A 21,864-nucleotide genomic window follows, 5' to 3' on the forward strand; every position below is an offset into this window, starting at 1 on the left:
CGTGACAGGGGATAACGGTGCGCGCCCCCCGTCCCCGTGGGACGCTTGTCGCGCTGGACCGTGGGGCGCTGGACGGGGGAAGTGACATGACAGGCGCGCGAGTCGATCCGCTGGGAGGCGGGGATCCGGCGACGCTCGGCAGGTACGAACTGATCGGGAGGCTGGCTTCCGGCGGCATGGGGCGCATCTACCTCGCCCGGAACGCCGAGGGGCAGCTGGTGGCGGTGAAGACGCTGCTCTCCGAGGGCGTCGTCGGTGAGGTCGACCGGCGGCGGTTCACGCGCGAGGTGGGCCTGGCGCAGCGCATCGACAGCGCGTTCACCGCTCGGGTGCGGGACGCCGATCCGCAGGCGGAACTGCCGTGGATGGCGATCGACTACATCGCCGCGCCACCGCTCTCCGAGCTGGTGCGCACCGCTGGGGTGCTGCCGGCCTCGGCGGTCCAGTGGCTGGCGGCGGGTACCGCGGAGGCGCTGGTCACGCTGCACCGCGAGGGCATCATCCACCGGGACCTCAAGCCGCAGAACATCCTGTTGCCGCTCCCCGGTCCGCGCGTGATCGACTTCGGCATCTCGCACGCGAACGACCTCACCCGCACGAGCCTCACGCTGGGCACGATCGCCTTCACCTCGCCGGAGCAGGCGCGGGGCGAACCGTCGACCGAGGCGTCGGACGTGTACTCGCTCGGGGCGACCCTGTTCCACCTGGCGCTCGGCAGGCCCCCGTACCGGGACGGCAGTGACACGCTGGCCCTGCTGGCGCAGGTGCAGCGGGGCCAGCTCGACCTCGACGGTCTGCCCAAGGAACTGACGGCGCTGATCCGCCCCTGTCTGGCGGCCGACCCCGCGCAGCGGCCGGTCCCGGCGGAGATGCTGGCACGCTTCCGGCAGTCCCTGGCCGGGCTTCCGGTGTCACAGGACGGCCGCCGCTGGCTGCCGCAGCGCTGGACGGACCTGATCGGTGCGTACGAGCGTCAGGGACGGGACCTGGCGCGTGGCGCCGGCACGGGCGCTGACGCTCCGGACCCCGAGGGGATCACGGTCGTCCGGCGCGCGGGTGCCGTCCCGCCGTCCGACCCGACCCGCGTGTACACGCGGGAACGGGAGCAGGCCGAGCGCGAGCGCGCCGAGAGGGAGCGGGCCGAGGAGGCGCGGGCGGAGAAGGAACGGGTGGAGCGCGAGCGGGCCCGGCTCGTCCAGGAGCGGCTGCGCGAGCAGGAGTGGCAGCAGGAGCTGTCGCGGAGGAAGGCCGAGGAGGAGCGGAGGCGGGCCGGGAAGAAGGAGCGGGAGAACGCGGAGAGGCTCGCGCGGGAGGAGGCCGGGAAGAAGGAGCGGGAGCAGGCCGAGAGGCAGGCACGCGAGGAGGCCGAGGCGAAGGCGCGGGAGAGGGCCGCCAGGGCCAGGGCCCGCCAGCAGGCCTCCGGGGCGTCGTCCGCCTCGGCGGGAGCCGCCTCCGGGACGCCGCCCCGGCCGGCGTCCGGCCCGGATCCGGCCCGGACGCCTCCACCCGCCCCCGCTCCGTCGAGGAAGGCGTCGTCGGCCGTGGGCTGGCTGCTGGTGCTCGCGGTCGTCGCCCTGGTCCTCTGGCTGGTCAACAGGCCGGACGGGGACGGCGACACGGAGACGGGCGGCATGGGCGCGGGCACGAGTGCCGCCGTCGTCGCGGGCCGGGGTGCGGACACCGGCGCATGCCCGCTGGGGGACGACGTCGGGACGGCGCTCCGCGTCACGCGGGTCCGGGACGTACGGGCGTCCGTACGTCCCGGATCGGCGTGAGTCCCTAGATCACCAGGCTCAGCGCCGCGGCGACCACGAAGCCGGCGACCGAGAGCACCGTCTCCAGGACCGTCCAGGTCTTGAGGGTGTCGCGCTCGGAGATGCCGAAGTACTTCGAGACCATCCAGAACCCGCCGTCGTTGACGTGCGAGGCGAAGATGGAGCCGGCCGAGATCGCCATGATGATCAGCGCGAGGTGCGCCTGCGACATGTCCTGGCCCTCGACGAGCGGGACGACGATGCCGGCGGTGGTGACGATGGCGACGGTGGCGGAACCCTGCGCGACCCGCAGGACGACGGAGATCAGCCAGGCGAGCAGGATGACCGGCAGGCCCACGTCGTTGAAGGTGTCGGCGAGGGCGTCGGCGATGCCGCTGCCCTTGAGCACCGCTCCGAAGATCCCGCCCGCGCCGACGACCAGCAGGATGTTGCCGACGGGCTTCAGGGAGGCGGTGGAGACCGACTCCAGGGACTTGCGGGACCAGCCGCGCCGGATGCCCAGCAGGTAGTAGGCGAGGAACAGGGCGATCGTCAGCGCGACGAAGGGGTTGCCGAAGAACTCGATGACGGAGCGCGGCGTGGAGGGGTCCAGTGCGATGGAGGAGAACGTCGCGGCCAGGATGAGGATCAGCGGGGTGCCGATGATCGCCAGCACGGTGCCCAGCAAAACGGGCTTCTCGTGCGGGGTGACCCCGGCGGCGCGCTGTTCGGCGACGACCGCCGCCTTCGACTCCTCCGCGGCCTCGACCATGTCCTGCGGCACCTCGACGAAGATGCGCTTGCCGATCCAGGCGGCGTAGCCCCAGGCGGCGAGGACGGACGGGATACCGACGAGGGCACCCATCAGGATGACCCAGCCGAGGGAGACGTTGAAGAGGCCCGCGGCGGCGACCGGTCCGGGGTGCGGGGGCAGGAACGCGTGGGTCATGGAGAGACCGGCCAGCAGTGGCATCGCGTACAGGACGACGGACTTGCCGGAGCGCTTGGCGGCGGCGTACACGATCGGCGCGAGGACGAAGATGCCGACGTCGAAGAAGACCGGGATACCGAAGATGAGGCCGGTGAGTCCCATGGCGAGCGGGGCGCGCTTCTCACCGAAGAGGTTCAGCAGACGGGCGCTCAGGACCTCCGCGCCGCCGGACACCTCGAGGATCGCGCCGAGCATCGTGCCGAGGCCGATGATGATCGCGACGTGTCCGAGGATGCCGCCCATGCCGGACTCGATGACGGACACGGCGGCGGACTTCTGGACCGTGCCGAAGAGTTCGGTGACGGAGAGACCGGCACCCAGGCCGACGGCTATGGACACGGCGAGCAGCGCGACGAACGGCTGCAGCCTGACCTTGATGATCAGGAAGAGCAGGAGTGCGATCCCGAGCGCGGCGACGGTCAGCAGACCGGGGGTCCCGCCGATCAGGAGGAGCAGTCCACCGGTGTGGGGTGGGGCCTCGGGGGCGGGGGCGGCGGCGAGCAGCATGAGCGGTCAACTCCGGTGGTGACAGGGGGTCCTTCGGGGCAGGGAGGAGCGCGGCACGGCACCCCCGTACGGAAGGGGAAGGGGGTGCCGTGCCGTGAGGCGGGGCGGTTCGGGGAGCCGGGTGTCCGGGGGCGGACCGCCGGCCGGCGGATCAGAGGATCAGCCGAGGACCGCGAGCGCGTCGATCTCGATGAGCAGTCCCGCGGGGAGGCCGACGTACACCGTCGTACGCGCGGCGGCGGGGGCCGTGAGGCCCTGCTCCTCGAAGTACTCGTTGTAGATCGCGTTCATCTCGGCGAAGTGGTCGACGTCGGTGAGGTAGACGCGCATCATCATGACGTCGTCCCAGCTCGCCCCGCCCTCCTCCAGGATCGCCTTGACGTTGGCGAAGGTCTGCAGGGTCTGCTCGCGCAGGGTGGGGCCGGCCGGGGTCGGGGCCTGGCCCTCCACGGCGGGCAGGAAGCCGACCTGACCGGCGACCTGGAGGATGTTCCCCTTCTTCACGCCGTGCGAGAACTTCGCCGGCGGGGCGGTGTGGGTGCTGGGGGTGAGGGCGGTCTTCTCGGTCATGACGGTTCAGGCTTTCTTGGTGGGGGTGGTACCGGAGTACTCCCGGCTGATGGTGTCCGCGGTGCGTCGCACCAGGGGGAGCAGGGTGAGGAGTTCCTCGGCCGTGACGACCACGTTCGGTGCGGACACCGACATGGCGGCGACGACCCGTCCGTCGGCGCCCCGGATGGGGGCGCCGATGCAGTTGATCGACTCCTCGTGGCCACCGAGGTCGGTGGCCCAGCCCTGTTCGCGCACGACGGCGAGTTCCTTCAGGAAGGCACCGGCGTTCGGGAGCGAACGGGACGTGTACATGGGGTAGTCGAGCCGTTCGGCGATCGCGCGCCGTTCGGGCTCGGTGAGGTCGGCGAGGAGCAGTTTGGCGACCGCGGCGACGGTGATCGCGACGGGTTTGCCGATCCGTGAGTACATCCGCACGGGGTAGCGGCTCTCGACCTTGTCGATGTAGAGGACCTCGTTCTCCTCGTACACCGCGAGGTGGACGGTGTGCCCGCACTGTTCGTTGAGCGCGACGAGGTGGCTGTGGGCGATCTCGCGTACGTCGAGGTTCTCGACGGCTTCCTGCGCGAGCGCGAAGAGACGTGCGCCGAGGCGGTAGCGCTGGTCCTCCTGGCGGTAGACCAGGCCGTGTTCGTGGAGCGTACGGAGCAGGCGCAGTGCCGTGGACTTGTGGACGCCGAGCCGTTCGGCGACCTGGCCGAGGTCGGCGGGGCCCTGGGCGAGCAGCGGCAGGATGCTCAGCGCGCGGTCGACGGTCTGGCTCATGTGACTCGTACCTCCTCGTTCGCCCCGTCGGCGACGGTCCATCCGGGGCCGAGACGAAGTGTGCCCCAGGCCTCGTCGTCCAGGGCGGCGAGCCGGTCGGCGTACGCGCGGGGCGGGGGGCCCGTGAGGTCGCCGGGGACGGTGAGGACGGCCGCGGCCATGAGGTGGCCGTGCCGGGCGCGGTCGCGTACGGGCAGGTCGCGCAGGGTGGCGGAGAGGAACCCGGCGGCGAAGGCGTCACCGGCGCCGACGGCGGCGACGACGTCGACGCGCAGGGAGGGGACGGTGGTGACGGTGTCGCCGCCGCCGGAGCGGGAGAAGACGGTGACGCCGTCGGCTCCCCGCTTCACGACCAGCACGTCCGGTTCCGGCAGGGCCGCGCGGATCGCCTCGGTGCCGTGGACGCCCCAGGCCTCCTCCGCCTCGTCCTCCCCGACGAAGACGAGGTCGCTGCGGCGGGCGAGGGCGAGCAGCACCTCGGGGCCGGCCTCTCCCTCGCGCCACAGACCGGGGCGGTGGTTGACGTCGAAGGAGATGAGGGGGCGGCCGTCGCGGGGGGCGGTGAGGTCGTGGAGCAGGGCCAGGCAGTCGGCGGAGAGCGCGGCGGTGATGCCGGACAGGTGCAGGACGCGGGTGTTCAGGAGGTCGTCGTACGGGACGTTGTGCGGGGACATCGCGGAGGCCGCGGAGCCGGCGCGGTAGTACGCCACCTCGTGGGCGTCGGTGGCCCGGTCCGTCGCCGTGCGGAAGTAGATGCCGGTGGGGCGGTCGGGGTCGCGGCGCACGGCGGAGGTGTCGACCCCGTAGCCCGCGATGGCGTCGACGAGGTGGTCGCCGAAGCCGTCGGCGCCGACCCTGCCGACCCACTTCGCCCGGTGGCCGGCGGCGGCGAGGGCGCAGGCGACGTTGGACTCCGCGCCGCCGATGCCCCGGCCGAAGGAGGGGACGTCGGCGAGGCGGCCGGGCTGCGAGGGCAGGAACGTCACCATGGACTCGCCGAGGCAGACGACGTCCGCGGTGGCTGTCCTGGCTGCGGATCCGGACACTCTGGGCTCCTCTTCGTCGGCCGTGGGCGCCGGTGCTCACCATTGACCCGGCATCGGCTCGGATGTTAGACAGCGTTAAGCGATATGCGCAATGACCGTTGCAGACAATGCAACGATCGAGTTCCCGAGGAGGATCCCTTGGCCGCCCAGCAGTCCGCCGAACAGTCCCTGACGGCCCTCGCGGCCGAAGTGGTCGACCACCGCTTCAAGGCGCTGCCGCCCGACGCGGAGGGGCTGACCGTCGGCGCCCTGGCTGCCGAGCGCCGCGATCTCTTCACGGGCGGTTTCACCACCCCGGTGCTGGCCCTGTCCGCCGAGTCGGTCGAGGCCAACCTCGCCCTGCTGGAGACGTACGCGGAGCGGCACGGCCTCGCCTTCGCGCCGCACGGCAAGACCTCGATGTCCCCGCAGCTGTTCGCCCGCCAGCTGGAGTACGGCGCCTGGGGCATCACCGCCGCCGTCCCCCACCAGGCCCGGGTGTACCGCGCCCACGGCATCCGGCGGATCTTCCTCGCCAACGAGCTCGTCGACGCGGTGGCGCTGCGCTGGCTGGCCGGCGAGCTGGACGGCGACCCGGACTTCGTCTTCGCCTGCTACGTGGACTCCGTGCGCGGCGTCGAGCTGATGGACGAGGCCCTGCGCGCGGCCGGCGCCGTGCGCCCGGTCGACGTGGTGGTGGAGCTGGGGGCCGGCCAGGGCGCCCGTACCGGCGCCCGCACGGAGGCCGACTGCGCGGCGGTCGCCGACGCGGTGGCCGCCACGTCCACCCTGCGCCTGGTGGGCGTCGCCGGGTACGAGGGCGAGGTGCCGGACGCCTCCCCCGAGCGGGTGCGGGAGTGGCTGCGCCGGCTCGTCGCACTCGCCGCGGACTTCGACGCGGCGGGCCGCTTCGACGAGCTGGCCGACGACCAGGAGATCCTGGTCAGCGCGGGCGGCAGCGCGTGGTTCGACGCGGTCGCCGACGTCTTCGCCGGGATCCCCTCGCTGAGCCGGCCCGTGTGCAGGCTGCTGCGCTCCGGCGCGTACGTCAGCCACGACGACGGCCACTACCGCCACCTCACGCCCTTCAACCGGATTCCCGAGGAGGGCGCGCTGCAGCCCTCCTTCCGCCTCTGGGCGCAGGTGGTCTCCCGCCCCACTCCCGAGCAGGCCTTCGTCAACGCCGGGAAGCGGGACGCCGCCTACGACCTGGACCTCCCCGAGGCGCAGGTCGTGCGCTCCGCCCGCGACGGCTCGGTGCGGCCCGCCACCGGGATCACCGTCAGCGGGCTGTCCGACCAGCACGGCTGGGTCCGCACGGATCCGGGCGCCGAGCTGGAGGTCGGCGACTGGATCGGCATGGGTCTGTCCCACCCCTGCACGTCGTTCGACAAGTGGCAGCTGATCCCGCTGGTGGAGGCGGACGGCACCGTCACCGACTACATCCGCACCTTCTTCTGATCCCGGCGGGACCTCTCCCCCACCCGAAAGGCGACCTCCCATGGACCTGGTCATCCGCGACGCCCGCGTCGTCGACGGCACCGGTACCCCCTCCTACCGCGCCGACGTGGCCATCACGGACGGCCGGATCACCGAGATCCGCCGGGAGGGCGACGGCCCACGCCTCACCGCCGCCCGCACCCTGGACGCCGACGGCCTCGCACTGTCGCCGGGCTTCATCGACATGCACGCGCACAGCGACCTCGCCCTGCTGCGCGACCCCGACCACAGCGCGAAGGCCGCCCAGGGCGTCACCCTGGAGGTCCTCGGCCAGGACGGCCTGTCGTACGCCCCCGCCGACGACCGCACCCTCGCCGAGGTCCGCCGCTCCATCGCCGGCTGGAACGGCGACGGCAGCGACATCGACTTCGACTGGCGCACCGTCGGCGGTTATCTGGACCGCCTCGACCGCAACTTCGGCGGCCAGGGCATCGCCGTCAACGCCGCCTACCTGATCCCGCAGGGGACGGTCCGGATGCTCGCCGTCGGCTGGGACGACCGCCCCGCCACCGACGCCGAGCTGGACCGCATGAGGGAGCTCGTCGCCCAGGGCATGGCCGAGGGCGCGGTCGGCATGTCCTCGGGCCTGACCTACACGCCGGGGATGTACGCGAAGGACGCCGAACTCACCGAGCTGTGCCGGGTGGTGGCGGCGCACGACGGTTACTACTGCCCCCATCACCGCTCGTACGGCGCCGGGGCCCTCCAGGCGTACGAGGAGATGGTGCAGCTCACCCGCGACGCCGGATGCGCCCTCCACCTCGCGCACGCCACCATGAACTTCGGCGTGAACAAGGGGAAGGCCCCCGAGCTCCTGAACCTCCTGGACGAGGCCCTCGCGGCGGGCGCGGACATCTCCCTGGACACCTACCCGTACACGCCGGGGTGCACGACGCTCGTGGCGATGCTGCCGAGCTGGTCGAGCGAGGGCGGGCCGGAATCGATCCTGACCCGGCTCGCGGACGAGGGGACGGCCGAGCGGATCCGCCACCACGTGGAGGTCGTGGGCTCCGACGGCTGCCACGGGGTCCCGATCGAGTGGGACTCGATAGAGATCTCCGGGGTCAACAACCCTGACCTGTCCGGATACGTGGGCCGGACGGTCGCCGAGTCGGCGCGGCTGCGTGGCGAGGAACCCTGGGTGACGGCCCGTCGGGTGCTGGTCGAGGACAGGCTCGGCACGACGATCCTGCAGCACGTCGGCCACGAGGAGAACGTCCGCCGGATCATGGGCCACCGGGTCCACACCGGCGGCAGCGACGGCATCCTCCAGGGCGACAAGCCGCACCCCCGCGCCTACGGCACGTTCCCCCAGTACCTCGGCCGTTACGTGAGGGAGCTGGGCATCCTCTCCCTGGAGGAGTGCGTCGCCCACCTCACCTCCCGGCCGGCCGCGCGTCTGCGTCTGCCGGACCGCGGCCTCGTCCGCGAGGGATACCGCGCGGACCTCGTCCTCTTCGATCCGGCCACCGTGGCGGCCGGATCGACCTTCGAGGAGCCGCGTGTCCTGCCGGTGGGCATCCCGCACGTCCTGATCGACGGCCGCTTCGTCGTCGAGGACGGGAAGCGCACCTCCACCCTCGCGGGCCGGGCGGTCCGGGGCACGGGCCGCGCGCGGGCCTGAGGGAACGCGGGGGCGGCCGGCGCGGCCGCCCCCGCCCCGCTCGCTACGGCTTGGGCAGTGCGCAGCCCGCCCGGTTCAGGTCGATCTGGTTGCCGGTGCCGATGCACGGCACCATGTTGTACGTCTGCTGGGCGTAGTTGATGCCCTTGCGCACGGTCACGGTGCCGTTCTCGGACACCTCGCACGGGTTGTTGTCCGTGCACTGCTGCCCGTCCTCGTTGCCGGTGTTGTTGACGGCGACGACCTTGCCGGTCGCGTTGTCGATCACCGGGGACCCCGACGTGCCGCCGATGGTCTGGCAGGCGGAGGTGTAGCGGACCGAGTCCTTCCAGGTCCAGGCACCCTCCTTGAGCCGGTAGGCGAACCCGTCGACGGCGCAGCTGTAGGTGCGCTTCCAGTAGCCGGAGGCGACGGTGATCGCCTTGCCCTGGGTCGGGCGGGCGGTGTCGAGCTCGAGGGCCTTGATGCCGTAGGAGCTCTCGATCTGGGCGTAGGTGCGGGTGAGTTGGTACAGCGAGACGTCGGTGTCCGTCATCGTCCCGTACGCGATCTTGGATGCCCGCAGGGTGCCGACACCGCTGCCCGCCGCGTTCAGCAGGGTGAAGCTGCGGGTCGACGCCCTGTTGAGCACGACCTGGCCCGGTGCCGGGAAACCGGTCTCCAGGCAGTGGCCGTTGGACAGGACCAGGGCGGGGTCGCCCGGCTGCGACGACGGCGCCCGGACGACCGAGCCGGAGCAGTTGCTCAGCGCGACCGTGCCGGCGAAGGTGACGGCCTTGGCGCGGACTTCGGCCCCGCCCTGATCCGTGGCCGTGGACGCCGCCGCAGGTGCGATGCCCGCCCCGAGGAACAGGACGGAAAGAACTGCGCCGACCAGAGGCTTCTTCATGTGGGGGTCCCCTCCAGATGCGCCAGTGACCGGAGTTCTTCCGGTTTGACATGCGCATGTTGGCCTACGGGAGGGAGGGCCGACAAGGGGCGAATTCAAGCCGCGCCCCGACCGTGCCCGCGGGCCGGGCGCCGCACGTCCGGCAGGGCATGGCGGAGGCGTGTTCCCCTCCCCTTCTGCGCGCCCGGAGCACGTGAAAACCCCTGAGCCGTCTGCGTACTGTCGGGGTATGACACTCGACCTCGACGCCTACTTCGCCCGCATCGGCTGGTCCGGGGAGCGCCGCCCCACCGTGGAGGTGCTGCGGTCCGTGCACCGCGCCCACATGCTGGGCATCCCGTTCGAGAATCTGGAACCCCTACTCGGCAGCGCCCCCTCCCTCGCGCTCCCGGACCTGGAGAGGAAGCTCGTCCGCGGTGACCGCGGCGGGTACTGCTACGAGCACAACACCCTCCTCGCCGCCGCCCTGAACCAGCTCGGATTCAGGGTGACGCTGCTGACCGCGCGGGTGGTGGTGGGCGCCGCGCCCGGTGACATCAGGCCCCGTACGCACATGCTGATGCAGGTGGACGTGGAGGGTGAGCCCGTTTCCTACCTCGCCGACGTCGGCTTCGGCTCGCACGGCGCGCTGCTGGAGCCGATCCCGCTGGCCGTGGACGCCGAACTGCTCGACACCCCGAGGCGCCACCGGCTCGTGCACGCCCCGCACGACGGTCCGCTGGAGATGTGGGAACTCCAGGCGGACAAGGGCGGCTACTGGGAGCCGCAGTACGAGTTCACCCTGGAGCCCTTCGAGGCCCCGGACTACGAGGTCATCAACTGGCACATCGCGACGAACCCGCGCTCGCCGTTCCGGCAGGCGCTGTACGCCCAGCGCACCCTGCCGGGCCTGCACCGCGCCCTGTCCGGGCGGACGCTGGTGGAGACCGCCGACGACGGCACGGTCGCGGAGCGGGAGCTGTCCGGCCCCGCCGAGGTGCTGCGGGTGCTGGCCGAGGACTTCGACGTACACCTTCCCGAGGGGACCGTCCTGCCCGGCTGACCGGGGCGCCGGCGGGCGCGGGCCGGTCCGCGGGGGCGCGCCCCGGGTCACGTGCGCGCCCCCGCGTGGCGCATCTCACCCGGTACGTGCCCGATGCCCGCTTTCCAAGCCGCAGCGCCGCCCCGACCGGCCGTTCCCACGGTCCGCGGCCGGGGCGGCATGCCGATGGAAGACCCCGCCCGCCGACGCGCGTGCCCGTAGGGAGCAACCGGCCGGGGAACCGGGAGCACCGCGCGAAACACGGTCGTAAGCTCGCAGACATGCAGGTCATCCAGTCAACGAAGCTCTCCGGCGTCTGTTACGAGATCCGCGGCCCCGTCCTCGAGGAAGCGATGCGGCTCGAAGCCGCAGGTCATCGCATCCTCAAGCTGAACACCGGGAACCCGGCCGCGTTCGGGTTCGAGTGCCCGCCGGAGATCCTCGAGGACATCCTGCGCAACCTGTCCGGCGCGCACGGCTACGGCGACGCGAAGGGCCTGCTGTCCGCGCGCCGCGCGGTGATGCAGCACTACCAGACCAAGGGCATCGACCTGGACGTCGAGGACGTCTACCTGGGCAACGGCGTCTCCGAGCTGATCCAGATGTCGATGCAGGCACTGCTCGACGACGGCGACGAGGTGCTCGTCCCCGCTCCGGACTACCCCCTGTGGACGGCCTCGGTCTCGCTGGCCGGCGGCACGGCGGTGCACTACCGGTGCGACGAGCAGGCCGACTGGATGCCCGACCTCGCCGACATCGAGCGGAAGATCACCGACCGCACCAAGGCGCTGGTGATCATCAACCCGAACAATCCGACCGGCGCGGTCTACGACGACGAGATGCTGCGCGGGCTGACGGAGATCGCCCGGCGCCACAACCTGGTCGTCTGCTCCGACGAGATCTACGACCGGATCCTCTACGACGGCGCGACGCACACCCCGACCGCCGCGATCGCCCCGGACCTGATGGTGCTCACCTTCAACGGGCTCTCCAAGAACTACCGGATCGCGGGATACCGCTCCGGCTGGATGGCGGTCTGCGGCCCGAAGGCGCACGCGACCTCGTACATCGAGGGCCTGACGATCCTGGCCAACATGCGGCTGTGCGCCAACATGCCCGCGCAGCACGCGGTGGCCACCGCGCTCGGCGGGCGGCAGTCGATCAACGAACTGGTGCTGCCGGGCGGCCGGATCCTGGAACAGCGGGACGTGGCGTACGACCTGCTGACCCGGATCCCCGGGGTGACCTGCGTGAAGCCGAAGGGGGCGCTGTACCTCTTCCCGAGGCTCGACCCCAAGGTCTTCAAGATCAAGGACGACCGGCAGATGGTCCTCGACCTGCTGCGGGCCGAGAAGATCATGGTGGTGCAGGGCACCGGATTCAACTGGCCCGAGCCCGATCACTTCCGGGTGGTCACGCTGCCGCCGGCGAAGGACCTGACCGACGCGGTGACCCGTATCGGAAACTTCCTGGACGGCTACAGCCAGCCCTGACCGGCCCGTACGGCCCCCGCACCCGAGATCCTTCCGGATCCGACACAACTTTAGACTGAATCCAAGATAGGATGGCCTTACTGCAACACCAGGAGGCCACCCATGTACGAGCCGATCCGCAGCAAGTCGGTCCACACATCGGCCGACAACGCCGATTTCCCGCACCGCAGCCGCGAGGACGAGCTGGACATCCAGCTCGCCGGACATCTCGCGGCCCTGCTCGCCGTCACCGACGAGCTGGGCCTCACCGCCCTGGGCGAACGCATCGCCCAGCAGGTGGCCAGGCTCCGTTCCGCTCCGCCCGCCCGGCACGCCGGACGGAGCGAGGCGTCCCCGGCGGCCCTGCACCGCCGGGCGCACGCGCTCGCCGGCCGGGCCCTGGTGGTGGCGGCATCCCGCGCCGACACCGCCGTCGCGATCCTGGCGGCCGAGGCCATGGACACGCACGCCGCGGCCCTGTCCACCCCCACCGCGCCCACCGTCCTGGTCGGCGCGCCCTGACGGCCCCGGTCCACGGGTCGCGAAGACGCGTGGACCGGGTGCCACACACCCGCGGGACGCGGCCGGCGGGACGTGGGCGTGCGAGGCCGGACGCACCGGCCGTCCGCCGCACCTCACGCGACAGATGTGAAGGTCGTGCGTGCACGTTGTCGGCGACGCATGGACGTTCGCTCCGACACGGGGTACGACCACGCCGGAGAGGGTCTCCTGGAAGAAGCGGCACCCGGAACCATGAGGGGGCTCCGGGTGCCGTGCCGCGGCGGGCCGTCGGCCCCACAGGTCAGGGCGGACGCCGAAGGGACCCGGCCGCGGAGTCGGGACGCGGTCAGCCCAGGCGCTGGACCAGCGCGCGGTACTCGTCCCACAGCTCCTTCGGCGTGTGGTCGCCGAAGGTGTTGAGGTGCTCGGGGATCAGCGCCGCCTCCTCGCGCCAGACCTCCTTGTCGACGGACAGCAGGAAGTCGAGCTCGGACTCGGAGAGTTCCAGCCCCTCGGTGTCCAGGGAGCCCTTGGCCGGCAGGATGCCGATCGGGGTCTCGACGCCCTCGGCCCTGCCGTCCAGCCGCTCGACGATCCACTTGAGGACGCGGCTGTTCTCACCGAACCCGGGCCAGACGAACCTGCCCGCGTCGTCCTTGCGGAACCAGTTCACGTAGTAGATCTTCGGCAGCTTCGACCGGTCCGCCTTGTCGTTGCCGACCTCGACCCAGTGCTTCATGTAGTCGCCCATGTTGTAGCCGCAGAACGGCAGCATGGCGAACGGGTCGCGGCGCAGCTCGCCGACCTTGCCCTCGGCGGCGGCGGTCTTCTCCGAGGCGACGTTGGCGCCGAGGAAGACGCCGTGCTGCCAGGTGAAGGACTCGGTGACCAGCGGGACCGCGGACGCGCGGCGGCCGCCGAAGAGGATCGCCGAGATCGGCACACCCTTCGGGTCCTCCCACTCGGGCGCGATGATCGGGCACTGCCCGGCGGGGACGGTGAAGCGGGCGTTGGGGTGGGCGGCGGGCGTGCCGGACTCGGGCGTCCAGTCGTTGCCCTTCCAGTCCGTGAGGTGCGCGGGCAGTTCCTCGGTCATGCCCTCCCACCACACGTCGCCGTCGTCGGTGAGCGCGACGTTGGTGAAGACGGAGTTGCCCCACATGGTCTTCATGGCGTTGGCGTTGGTGTGCTCGCCGGTGCCGGGCGCGACACCGAAGAAGCCGGCCTCGGGGTTGATGGCGTACAGCTGGCCGTCCTCGCCGAACCGCATCCAGGCGATGTCGTCGCCGATGGTCTCGACGGTCCAGCCGGGGATGGTGGGCTCCAGCATGGCGAGGTTGGTCTTGCCGCAGGCGCTCGGGAAGGCGGCGGCGACGTACTTCGCCCCGCCACGCGGGGGCGTGAGCTTGAGGATCAGCATGTGCTCGGCGAGCCAGCCCTCGTCGCGGGCCATGACGGAGGCGATGCGCAGGGCGTAGCACTTCTTGCCGAGCAGGGCGTTGCCGCCGTAACCCGAACCGTAGGACCAGATCTCCCGGTCCTCGGGGAAGTGCGAGATGTACTTGGTGGAGTTGCAGGGCCACGGGACGTCGGCCTCGCCCTCGGCCAGGGGGGCGCCGAGGGTGTGGACGGCCTTGACGAAGAAGCCGTCCGTGCCGAGCTCGTCCAGGACCTCCTGGCCCATGCGCGTCATGGTGCGCATGGAGACGGCGACGTACGCGGAGTCGGTGATCTCGACGCCGATCGCGGAGAGCGGCGAGCCGACGGGGCCCATGCAGAACGGGACGACGTACATCGTGCGGCCGCGCATGGAGCCGCGGAAGACGCCGCTCTCCCCCGCGAAGATCTCCCGCATCTCGGCGGGCGCCTTCCAGTGGTTGGTCGGGCCCGCGTCCTCCTCCTTCTCGGAGCAGATGTAGGTGCGGTCCTCGACGCGGGCGACGTCGCTCGGGTCGGAGGCGGCGTAGTACGAGTTGGGGCGCTTGACCGGGTCGAGCTTCGTGAACGTGCCCTTGGCGACGAGCTCCCCGCACAGGCGCTCGTACTCGGCCTCGGAGCCGTCGCACCAGACCACGCGGTCCGGCTGGGTGAGGGCGGCGATCTCGTCCACCCAGGAGAGGAGCTCCTGGTGCCGAGTGGGAACAGTGAGGGGAGCCGCGATGTCTCGCGCCACGATCGCTCCTTGTAGAGAGGGTGTGTTGTCCGGCCCCGTGGGGGCTGCGACCCGGATGCTGACCCCTTCGAATTCCCCTGGCGCTCATCCGGTGCCGACCGCACTCATTTGATCATCCGACCATCCCGCCCATATGTCCAGGGGGCCGCACACGTGAGCATCACCACTCGGATCCGTTACCTACGGAAGCGTAGGTAGCATGCGGACATGACTTCTGCCGCTGCCGCGTCCGGACCCGTCGAGCTCACCGACCCCGTCCCGGTCAAACCACGGATGCGTGGCTGGCTGCACGCGGGGATGTTCCCCGCGGTGGTCATAGCCGGGATCGTCCTGGTCTCCCTGGCCGACAGCACTCGCGCACGGGTCGCCTGCGCCGTCTACGTACTCAGCGCCTGCCTGCTCTTCGGTGTGAGCGGGGTCTACCACCGGGGCACCTGGGGTCCGCGCGGCGAGGCGGTGCTGCGCAGGCTGGACCACGCCAACATCTTCCTGATCATCGCGGGCACCTACACGCCGCTGACCCTCCTGCTGCTGCCCGAGTCCACCAGCCGCCCGCTCCTGTGGGGGATCTGGGGAGCCGCGGCGGCCGGAATCGCCTTCCGCGTGTTCTGGGTCGGCGCCCCGCGCTGGCTCTACACCCCGTGCTACATCGCCATGGGCTGGGCAGCGGTGTTCTTCCTGCCGGACTTCATGCGCGCCGGAGGCGTCGCGGTGCTGGTCCTCGTCGTCGTCGGCGGGCTGCTCTACAGCGCGGGGGGCGTCATCTACGGCCTGAAGCGCCCGAACCCGTCACCGCGCTGGTTCGGCTTCCACGAGGTGTTCCACTCGCTGACGCTGGCCGCGTTCGTCGCGCACTACGTCGGCATCTCCCTGGTCGCCTACCAGCAGTAACCGCCGTTCGGTACGACGAGGGGCCCGGCCGTCATGGCCGGGCCCCTCGTCGTACCTCTTCGCCCCTCGGGTCAGCCGCCCAGCTTCGCGGCCAGCTCCCCGGCGTCCGTGGTCGGCGCGTCGCACACGAAGTGCCGGCAGACATAGGCGGTCGGTGCGCCTCCGGCCAACGGCCGGTCCACCAGCAGCGGGAACTCGCTGCCCGCGTCCGAACCCTCACCGACGGCGACGACCGCGCCGGGGGCCCGCCCCAGCAGGGCCGTCCGGTGCAGCTCCCCGGCGACCGGCCCGGCCACGGCGACCTCGCGCGGACCGTCCAGCAGCGCCTCGGCGACCGCCAGCCCCCAGCCGATGAACCGGGGTGCCTTCGGGCCGAGGGCCCCCACGACCCCGAGGGCGCCCTCGGCCGCCGCACGGTGCGCCTCGGAGCCGGTGTGCGCCGCGTAGGAGAGCAGCGCCCCCGCGGCAGCGGTCCAGCCGGCCGGGGTGGCGTTGTCGGTGGGGTCCTGGGGCCGCCGGATCAGCTGCTCCGCGTCGTCCGCGGTGTCGAAGAGCTGCCCCTTCTCCCCGGTGAAGTGCTGCAGCACGATGTCCAGCAGGAAGCCCGCGAACTCCAGCCAGGCGCCCTCCCCGGTGACGGAGGCCAGCGCGAGGAAGCCCTCGGCAACGTCGCCGTAGTCCTCGAGCACCCCGGAGTTGTCCCCGGCGCGCCCGTCCTTCGAGGTGCGGCAGAGCCGGGCGACGTCACCCATGTGGACGCGCACCAGGAGGTCGGCGGCCTCGGTGGCGCGCTCGACCAGATCCGGACGGTCGAAGTAGGCCCCGGTCTCGGCGAGCGCGGCGATCGCCAGCCCGTTCCAGGCGGCGACGACCTTGTCGTCGCGCTCCGGGCGCGGGCGCAGCTCACGGGCCGCGAGCAGCCGGGCCCGCACACCGGCGATCCGCTCGTCGTCGGCGGGCTCCGCCTCCCCCGTCGGCACGAGCCGCAGGACGGACGAGCCCTCCTCGAAGGTGCCCTCCTCGGTCACACCGAAGTACTCGGCGGCGAAGGCGGCGTCGTCCTCGCCCAGCACCTCGCGCAGCTGCGCGGGCGTCCAGACGTAGAACGCACCCTCGACGTGGCGGCCCTGGGCGTCCTCGCTGTCGGCGTCCAGCGCGGAGGCGAACCCGCCCTCGGCGGTCCGCAGCTCGCGGACCATGAAGTCGGCGGTCTCCAGGGCCACCCTGCGGGCCAGGTCCGAGCCGGTGGCCCGCCACAGATGGGCGTAGACGCGGCACAGCAGGGCGTTGTCGTAGAGCATCTTCTCGAAGTGCGGGACGACCCACTCACGGTCCACGGAGTAGCGGGCGAAGCCGCCGCCGAGCTGGTCGTAGATCCCGCCGCGCGCCATCGCCGCACAGCTGTCGGCGGCCATCTGCAGGGCGCCCTCGGCACCCGTACGCGCGTGGTGGCGCAGCAGGAACTCGATGACCATGGACGGGGGGAACTTGGGTGCGCCGCCGAAGCCGCCGTGCCTCTCGTCGTAGTCCCGGGTCAGCCGCAGCAGGGCCTGGGCCAGTTCGGGTTCACCCGGGAGGCCGCCCTCGGCGGCCGCCAGGGACCGGCCCGCGAGATCGCGCACGATGCGGCCGGCCACCTCGGCGACCTCCTCGCGCCGGTCCGTCCAGGCGGCGGCGACCCCTTCGAGCACCTGCTGGAAGGACGGCATGCCGTGGCGGGACTCGGGCGGGAAGTACGTGCCGAAGTAGAAGGGTTCGGCCTCGGCGGTGAGGAAGACGGTCATCGGCCAGCCGCCCTGGCCGGTCGCGGCCTGCACGGCCTCCATGTACACGGCGTCGACGTCGGGCCGCTCCTCGCGGTCGACCTTCACCGGGACGAAGTGCGCGTTGAGGTAGTCGGCGACGGACGGGTCCTCGAAGGACTCGTGGGCCATCACGTGGCACCAGTGGCAGCTGGCGTAGCCCACGCTGAGCAGCACGGGAACGTTCCGCCTTCTGGCTTCCTCGAACGCCTCGGGCGACCACTGCCACCAGTCGACGGGGTTGTCGGCGTGCTGGAGGAGGTACGGGGACATGGCATCGGCCAGGCGGTTCACCATGCGGGCAGTATCGCAGCACCTGCCGCGGGAACCCTGAAATCCGAACGCACTGGCGGAGTCGGTTCCGGCCGGTCGGCCCACGAAGCCCCGTCACCCGCACCGGGACTGCGGAGTCGCGCGCGCCGGCAAGCGCCACACACCCCCCTTCTTGTGAGATTGACAATAACTGCAGTACCTTACGAGGCATGCAAGATGACGCATGGTCACCACCCCCTGTGCTACTGACGGTCGATCTCGTGATCCTGACGCTGCGGGAGGGCCGCCTCCACGTGCTGGTGGTGGAGCGGGGCGAAGCCCCCTTCCGAGGCATGCCCGCCCTGCCCGGAGGATTCCTGAACCACGATCGCGAGGAAATTCTGGATGCCGCCCACCGCGAACTGAACGAGGAAACAGCCCTGGCATCCAGCTGGGTACATCTTGAGCAGTTGGCCGTGTACGGAGAATCGAATCGCGACCCCCGGGGCCGAGTCGTTTCCGTGGCGCACCTGGCGATCGCACCAGGGCTACCCGACCCGGTCGCGGGAACGGATGCCACCGATGCCTCCTGGATTCCCGCGGAAGCCGTGCTGTCGGGGGAGGTGGAACTGGCCTTCGACCATCGTCGAATCGCAACGGACGGGATCGAACATGCCCGCACCAAGCTCGAGTTCTCGTCGCTGGCCACGGCGTTCTGCGCGGAGGAGTTCACCATCGCAGAGTTGCAACAGGTGTACGAGGCAGTCTGGGGCACCGCACTCGACACTCGAAATTTCTACCGGAAGGTCCAAGCCGCGAAGGGATTCATCATTCCCGTCGGCACGGACCGCAGGACCACGGGCGGGCGACCGGCACGGCTGTACCGGGCCGGTCCGAAAACCGTCCTGTTCCCACCGCTGATCCGACCCACGCCGTCCGCTACGGAAGAGAACCCGAACGGGGAAGAGGAATAGATGCCGAACGGTCCGGTGGTGATTCTCACCGCCCTCAATCTCGAGTACCAGGCCGTGCGCCGGAAGCTGGCGAGCCCGCACGCGCACCTCCATGAGCGTGGCACCCGGTTCGAAGTGGGAACCGTGCAAAGTACGTCGTGCCGTGTCGCACTCGGCCTGACAAACAAAGGAAATCATTCCGCCGCAGTGATCGCCGAACGCGCGATTCAGGAGTTCTCGCCGGCGGCCGTGCTGTTCGTCGGGGTCGCCGGCGCCTTATGGGACGCCACCAGGCTGGGTGACGTGGTAGTGGCGTCACATGTGTACGCCTACCACGGTGGGACCAGCGAGGACGACGGGCTCAAGGCGCGCCCACGGGTGTGGGAAGCACCGCACAGGATCAGCCAGCTCGCCTCGCACCTGGCCCGCTTGGACGACTGGGCGGACTCCGCCTCCGGTCACGAGCCCGCACCACAGGTGCGCTTCGGGGCGATCGCCGCCGGCGAGATCGTCCAGAACTCAAGGGTCTCGGCCGAGGCGACATGGATCCGGCAGCACTACAACGACGCGCTCGCCATCGAGATGGAGGCGGCCGGGGTGGCACAAGCGGGCCATCTCAACGGGGCGCCGGTGGCCATCATCCGAGGAATCAGCGATCGCGCGGACGGCACGAAGAACACTACGGACGACCGCAGCTGGCAGCCGCAGGCCGCAACGAACGCGGCGGCGTTCGCCATCCGGCTGGCAGTGGAACTGGCGGGGGAGCAGGAGGAGACCGTGGTGCCCCGAGACGACAGGGCCCCTTCGACCGACCGACTCGACCGACACGTCAGCAACACTGCCCACAACAGCACGGTTGGCATCATGGCCAGCTCGGTCACGGGCAGCAGCGTGCACATGTACACGGCTCCGGAGGAGTCCGGACCGCTGGACCTGTGCGCGGCACTCCATGGCTTCCGAGAAAATCTGACGCGGCACCGCGCTGAAGGCGGCCTCGACCAGGACACGTACCAAGAGGCCTTGGCCGACCTGGAATCCGCCATCCGGTCAGCCGGGGAACAAACCTCTGATTCGTCGAAGCGGGCAGCCATGACGCTCAGGAGACTGCGCGGGCTGGTCGTGGAGTGCCCTGCACTGATGGCCGAGCTGGCCCCGTTGATCGCCGCAGCCGGTGACCGGGCATGAGCGACAGCGACGGTGCCACGTACAGCTCTGCCGCGCACGACTCCACTATCGGGATTCAGGCTGAGACCGTACACAACTCCAGCGTCTACTTCGTCCACCCGGATGCTTCACCACAGGAGAAGTACAGGGTGGGCGTGCGGCTTCTGGAAGACGGAGTTCCCAGCCGCGCCCGCGAAATGATCACTGATGCGATCGCTCACGGCTACCGCAACGCGGAGGTTCGGTTCCACTGGGTGCTCGCCATGTTCAGCACACGCACCCACCACGACCTCAGCGCCGAAGAGGTTCAGCAGCTGCACCGCGCCTCCGGGCTCATTCGGTCCTACCCCGAGGGCGAGTGGAAGGAAGCCCTGCGCGTCGTCTTCGACCTGCTGACGGCGCTCGGCTCCGCCAGCGGAACAACCGGACCCGTGCTGAAGCAGTTGCAGGATCTGCCTTCCCGTCAGCATGATGCGATCCTCCGCCACCTCGATCTCATGCTCACCGGGGGCCTGAAGGACGATCTGTGGGCGGAGACCCTCGAAAAGGCCGACGCGGAGCGCTGGGGCAACCACCGGGCCAAGCGGGTCTGGGCCTACTTCGAGCCTTCCCCCATCGGGGCACGGGCCGCGCCACCCCGCCTGGACACTGCTGCCGCTGCCGCCGCCCAGGCGGCCCTCCCGCCCCGGGTGGTCCTGTTCGTAGTCAGCAGTGTGACCCTCGGAGCCCTGGCATGGATCGCCCACCCGGCTCTGGCGGTCATCGAGTCACTGGTCGCACTCGGCGCAGGCCGCGCCGCGGCCCGATGCGGCATCCAGTGGTGGGGCCGACAGCCCCGGCCGGACCGCACGGCCGGGTCCGACGCCCCGCAGCCGCACAGTCCCGCACCTCCCGAGGGCGGGTTCACCAACAGCGTCCGCAACAGGTTCGAGCACTACTTCACAGTCCGCACGCCCCACGGATTCACCCCGGATGCCTGGCTTGCGCACACCGCTGAGGTCCGCAGCGACCTCGCCGCCGAGATCGCTGACCTCTACCGGGAGAACCGGATCGGTGTCGACCGGGTCAACTGGCTGATCCGATACCTCGCCGAGGAGGCCCGGACCCGGCACAACAACGGCACCCTGTTCGATCGGCACCCTCAGGACCGAACGCCGACCAGGACAAAGGTGCTGACCGTGGCAGCCCTCGCCGTGTGCGGCGCCGCGGTCCTGGCAGGGCTGGGCACGGCGGTCCGGGGTGCCGTGCAGCCACGGCCGGTGTGGGCCCTACTGGCCTTTCTCGCCCTGGCTTGGTCGGGGCACGCGGCCGCTCAGCTGTGGCTGAAGGTCCGGCGTGAAAGGCACCGCCTGGCCATGGAGGTGCGGGAGTACCAGGAAGAGCTGGCGGCACGGCAGAAGGCTCACCAGCGCTGGAAGGCGTACTTGGACGAAACCCGCCCCAGTGAGGTGGAGATGGAGACCTGGCTCGCCTGCGACAAGACGTCGTTCGTCGATGAGGCGCTGCGGCACCACCGGCTCACCTGGCGGGATCTGATCACGCACACCATCCTGGTGGCTCCTGCGCGCCCCTACAAACGGGCCCGGATCCAGGGCGGTCCATGGCGGTACTCGCACTACGTCATCCGCCTGTTCCTGTTCACCCGGGACGGCATCCGCGAAGTCAGCTCCGAGCTCGAGTTCTCCGACTCGACGCGCAGGAACGAGCAGCGGAGCAACTACCGGTTCGACGCCCTGTCCTCGGTGCAGGTGACGGAGAACGCAGATGCCGGTTACGACCTGGAGCTCGTCCTCACCAACGGCCCAGCTCGGAAGATCCGTGTGAAGGACGCCGATGCCCATCAACTGGCACCGGACGAAAGCGCCCGGGAGATTTCCGAGATCAGTCTCAGCACGACCGGCTTCACCCATACCTTCCGCCTCCTGGAGGGGATCGCAGCAGACGGGAAGGGCTGGCTCGAACGACACAACCCCGACAACCTGACGCCCTTCCAGATCGCCGACTGAAGGC

The 21,864-nt window shown here is 70.9% G+C and carries 17 protein-coding genes; 10 read left to right on the forward strand and 7 right to left on the reverse strand.

Features of this window, described 5'->3' with window-relative positions; all coding sequences use genetic code 11:
* Window positions 1–86: 86 nt before the first annotated feature.
* A complete protein-coding gene (locus IA22_RS0113965) occupies window positions 87–1,775 on the forward strand; it encodes a serine/threonine-protein kinase (RefSeq protein ID WP_038272253.1) in 1,689 nt (562 codons plus the stop codon).
* Window positions 1,776–1,779: 4 nt separating this feature from the next.
* On the opposite strand, the gene IA22_RS0113970 is transcribed toward IA22_RS0113965, so the two are convergent.
* From IA22_RS0113970 to IA22_RS0113985, 4 genes are all read right to left on the reverse strand, one after another.
* Window positions 1,780–3,252: a GntP family permease gene (locus IA22_RS0113970; protein ID WP_030123795.1), complete on the reverse strand. Its 1,473-nt coding sequence runs from the start codon at window positions 3,250–3,252 to the stop codon at window positions 1,780–1,782.
* Window positions 3,253–3,411: 159 nt separating this feature from the next.
* The gene (locus tag IA22_RS0113975) at window positions 3,412–3,822 is read right to left on the reverse strand and encodes a RidA family protein (RefSeq protein ID WP_014154361.1); all 411 of its coding nucleotides are present in this window, start codon (window positions 3,820–3,822) and stop codon (window positions 3,412–3,414) included.
* Between the two features lie 6 nt (window positions 3,823–3,828).
* The gene (locus IA22_RS0113980; protein WP_014154362.1) at window positions 3,829–4,587 is read right to left on the reverse strand and encodes an IclR family transcriptional regulator; all 759 of its coding nucleotides are present in this window, start codon (window positions 4,585–4,587) and stop codon (window positions 3,829–3,831) included.
* Window positions 4,584–5,633, reverse strand: a complete 1,050-nt coding sequence (locus tag IA22_RS0113985) for a sugar kinase (protein WP_030123796.1) — start codon at window positions 5,631–5,633, stop codon at window positions 4,584–4,586. Before IA22_RS0113985 ends, IA22_RS0113980 begins: the two co-directional genes overlap by 4 nt.
* A 138-nt stretch (window positions 5,634–5,771) precedes the next feature.
* On the opposite strand from IA22_RS0113985, the gene IA22_RS0113990 reads away from it, so the two are divergent.
* Complete coding sequence (locus IA22_RS0113990; protein WP_030123797.1) at window positions 5,772–7,073, forward strand: alanine racemase; 1,302 nt, start codon at window positions 5,772–5,774, stop codon at window positions 7,071–7,073.
* Between the two features lie 40 nt (window positions 7,074–7,113).
* Complete coding sequence (locus IA22_RS0113995) at window positions 7,114–8,736, forward strand: N-acyl-D-amino-acid deacylase family protein (protein ID WP_030123798.1); 1,623 nt, start codon at window positions 7,114–7,116, stop codon at window positions 8,734–8,736.
* Window positions 8,737–8,779: 43 nt separating this feature from the next.
* Here IA22_RS0113995 and IA22_RS0114000 read toward each other — a convergent pair whose 3' ends face one another.
* Entirely contained in the window at window positions 8,780–9,625 is an 846-nt protein-coding gene (locus IA22_RS0114000; protein ID WP_030123799.1) for a S1 family peptidase, read from the reverse strand.
* 229 nt (window positions 9,626–9,854) lie between these two features.
* Between IA22_RS0114000 and IA22_RS0114005 the strand changes: the two genes are divergently transcribed.
* The 3 genes from IA22_RS0114005 to IA22_RS0114015 all read left to right on the forward strand — a co-directional run bounded on the left by IA22_RS0114005 (window position 9,855) and on the right by IA22_RS0114015 (window position 12,640).
* Window positions 9,855–10,667, forward strand: coding sequence for an arylamine N-acetyltransferase family protein (locus tag IA22_RS0114005; protein ID WP_014154367.1), 813 nt, complete (start codon window positions 9,855–9,857; stop codon window positions 10,665–10,667).
* A 260-nt stretch (window positions 10,668–10,927) separates the two neighbouring features.
* Window positions 10,928–12,139, forward strand: a complete 1,212-nt coding sequence (locus IA22_RS0114010; protein WP_030123800.1) for a pyridoxal phosphate-dependent aminotransferase — start codon at window positions 10,928–10,930, stop codon at window positions 12,137–12,139.
* Window positions 12,140–12,241: 102 nt separating this feature from the next.
* The gene (locus IA22_RS0114015) at window positions 12,242–12,640 is read left to right on the forward strand and encodes an SCO4983 family protein (protein ID WP_030123801.1); all 399 of its coding nucleotides are present in this window, start codon (window positions 12,242–12,244) and stop codon (window positions 12,638–12,640) included.
* Window positions 12,641–12,965: 325 nt separating this feature from the next.
* Here IA22_RS0114015 and IA22_RS0114020 read toward each other — a convergent pair whose 3' ends face one another.
* Entirely contained in the window at window positions 12,966–14,792 is a 1,827-nt protein-coding gene (locus IA22_RS0114020) for a phosphoenolpyruvate carboxykinase (GTP) (RefSeq protein WP_030123802.1), read from the reverse strand.
* 207 nt (window positions 14,793–14,999) lie between these two features.
* Between IA22_RS0114020 and trhA the strand changes: the two genes are divergently transcribed.
* Window positions 15,000–15,683 (forward strand): PAQR family membrane homeostasis protein TrhA, encoded by a 684-nt coding sequence (gene trhA, locus IA22_RS0114025; RefSeq protein ID WP_030123803.1) that lies wholly within the window; start codon window positions 15,000–15,002, stop codon window positions 15,681–15,683.
* A 71-nt stretch (window positions 15,684–15,754) separates the two neighbouring features.
* Here trhA and IA22_RS0114030 read toward each other — a convergent pair whose 3' ends face one another.
* Window positions 15,755–17,782 (reverse strand): thioredoxin domain-containing protein, encoded by a 2,028-nt coding sequence (locus tag IA22_RS0114030; RefSeq protein WP_030123804.1) that lies wholly within the window; start codon window positions 17,780–17,782, stop codon window positions 15,755–15,757.
* A 185-nt stretch (window positions 17,783–17,967) separates the two neighbouring features.
* On the opposite strand from IA22_RS0114030, the gene IA22_RS0114035 reads away from it, so the two are divergent.
* From IA22_RS0114035 to IA22_RS0114045, 3 genes are read left to right on the forward strand one after another with little or no spacing between them, the layout of a single operon-like run.
* Complete coding sequence (locus tag IA22_RS0114035) at window positions 17,968–18,711, forward strand: NUDIX hydrolase (protein WP_030123805.1); 744 nt, start codon at window positions 17,968–17,970, stop codon at window positions 18,709–18,711.
* The gene (locus IA22_RS0114040; RefSeq protein WP_030123806.1) at window positions 18,712–19,875 is read left to right on the forward strand and encodes a 5'-methylthioadenosine/S-adenosylhomocysteine nucleosidase family protein; all 1,164 of its coding nucleotides are present in this window, start codon (window positions 18,712–18,714) and stop codon (window positions 19,873–19,875) included.
* The gene (locus tag IA22_RS0114045) at window positions 19,872–21,860 is read left to right on the forward strand and encodes a hypothetical protein (RefSeq protein WP_030123807.1); all 1,989 of its coding nucleotides are present in this window, start codon (window positions 19,872–19,874) and stop codon (window positions 21,858–21,860) included. The genes IA22_RS0114040 and IA22_RS0114045 overlap by 4 nt, the downstream gene beginning before the upstream one ends.
* Window positions 21,861–21,864: the final 4 nt, after the last annotated feature.

The sequence above is a fragment of the Kitasatospora papulosa genome, from assembly GCF_000717245.1.
Lineage (GTDB): Bacteria > Actinomycetota > Actinomycetes > Streptomycetales > Streptomycetaceae > Streptomyces > Streptomyces papulosus.

What these genes read in the sequence shown, in the direction of transcription:
- IA22_RS0114040 (WP_030123806.1), top strand. Translation starts at nt 18,712, where the DNA reads ATGCCGAACGGTCCGGTGGTGATTCTCACCGCCCTCAATCTCGAGTAC.
- IA22_RS0113965 (WP_038272253.1), top strand. Translation starts at nt 87, where the DNA reads ATGACAGGCGCGCGAGTCGATCCGCTGGGAGGCGGGGATCCGGCGACG.
- IA22_RS0114045 (WP_030123807.1), top strand. Translation starts at nt 19,872, where the DNA reads ATGAGCGACAGCGACGGTGCCACGTACAGCTCTGCCGCGCACGACTCC.
- IA22_RS0113980 (WP_014154362.1), bottom strand. Translation starts at nt 4,587, where the DNA reads ATGAGCCAGACCGTCGACCGCGCGCTGAGCATCCTGCCGCTGCTCGCC.
- IA22_RS0114010 (WP_030123800.1), top strand. Translation starts at nt 10,928, where the DNA reads ATGCAGGTCATCCAGTCAACGAAGCTCTCCGGCGTCTGTTACGAGATC.
- IA22_RS0113970 (WP_030123795.1), bottom strand. Translation starts at nt 3,252, where the DNA reads ATGCTGCTCGCCGCCGCCCCCGCCCCCGAGGCCCCACCCCACACCGGT.
- IA22_RS0114000 (WP_030123799.1), bottom strand. Translation starts at nt 9,625, where the DNA reads ATGAAGAAGCCTCTGGTCGGCGCAGTTCTTTCCGTCCTGTTCCTCGGG.
- IA22_RS0114035 (WP_030123805.1), top strand. Translation starts at nt 17,968, where the DNA reads ATGCAAGATGACGCATGGTCACCACCCCCTGTGCTACTGACGGTCGAT.
- IA22_RS0113995 (WP_030123798.1), top strand. Translation starts at nt 7,114, where the DNA reads ATGGACCTGGTCATCCGCGACGCCCGCGTCGTCGACGGCACCGGTACC.
- trhA (WP_030123803.1), top strand. Translation starts at nt 15,000, where the DNA reads ATGACTTCTGCCGCTGCCGCGTCCGGACCCGTCGAGCTCACCGACCCC.
- IA22_RS0114015 (WP_030123801.1), top strand. Translation starts at nt 12,242, where the DNA reads ATGTACGAGCCGATCCGCAGCAAGTCGGTCCACACATCGGCCGACAAC.
- IA22_RS0114030 (WP_030123804.1), bottom strand. Translation starts at nt 17,782, where the DNA reads ATGGTGAACCGCCTGGCCGATGCCATGTCCCCGTACCTCCTCCAGCAC.
- IA22_RS0113975 (WP_014154361.1), bottom strand. Translation starts at nt 3,822, where the DNA reads ATGACCGAGAAGACCGCCCTCACCCCCAGCACCCACACCGCCCCGCCG.
- IA22_RS0114005 (WP_014154367.1), top strand. Translation starts at nt 9,855, where the DNA reads ATGACACTCGACCTCGACGCCTACTTCGCCCGCATCGGCTGGTCCGGG.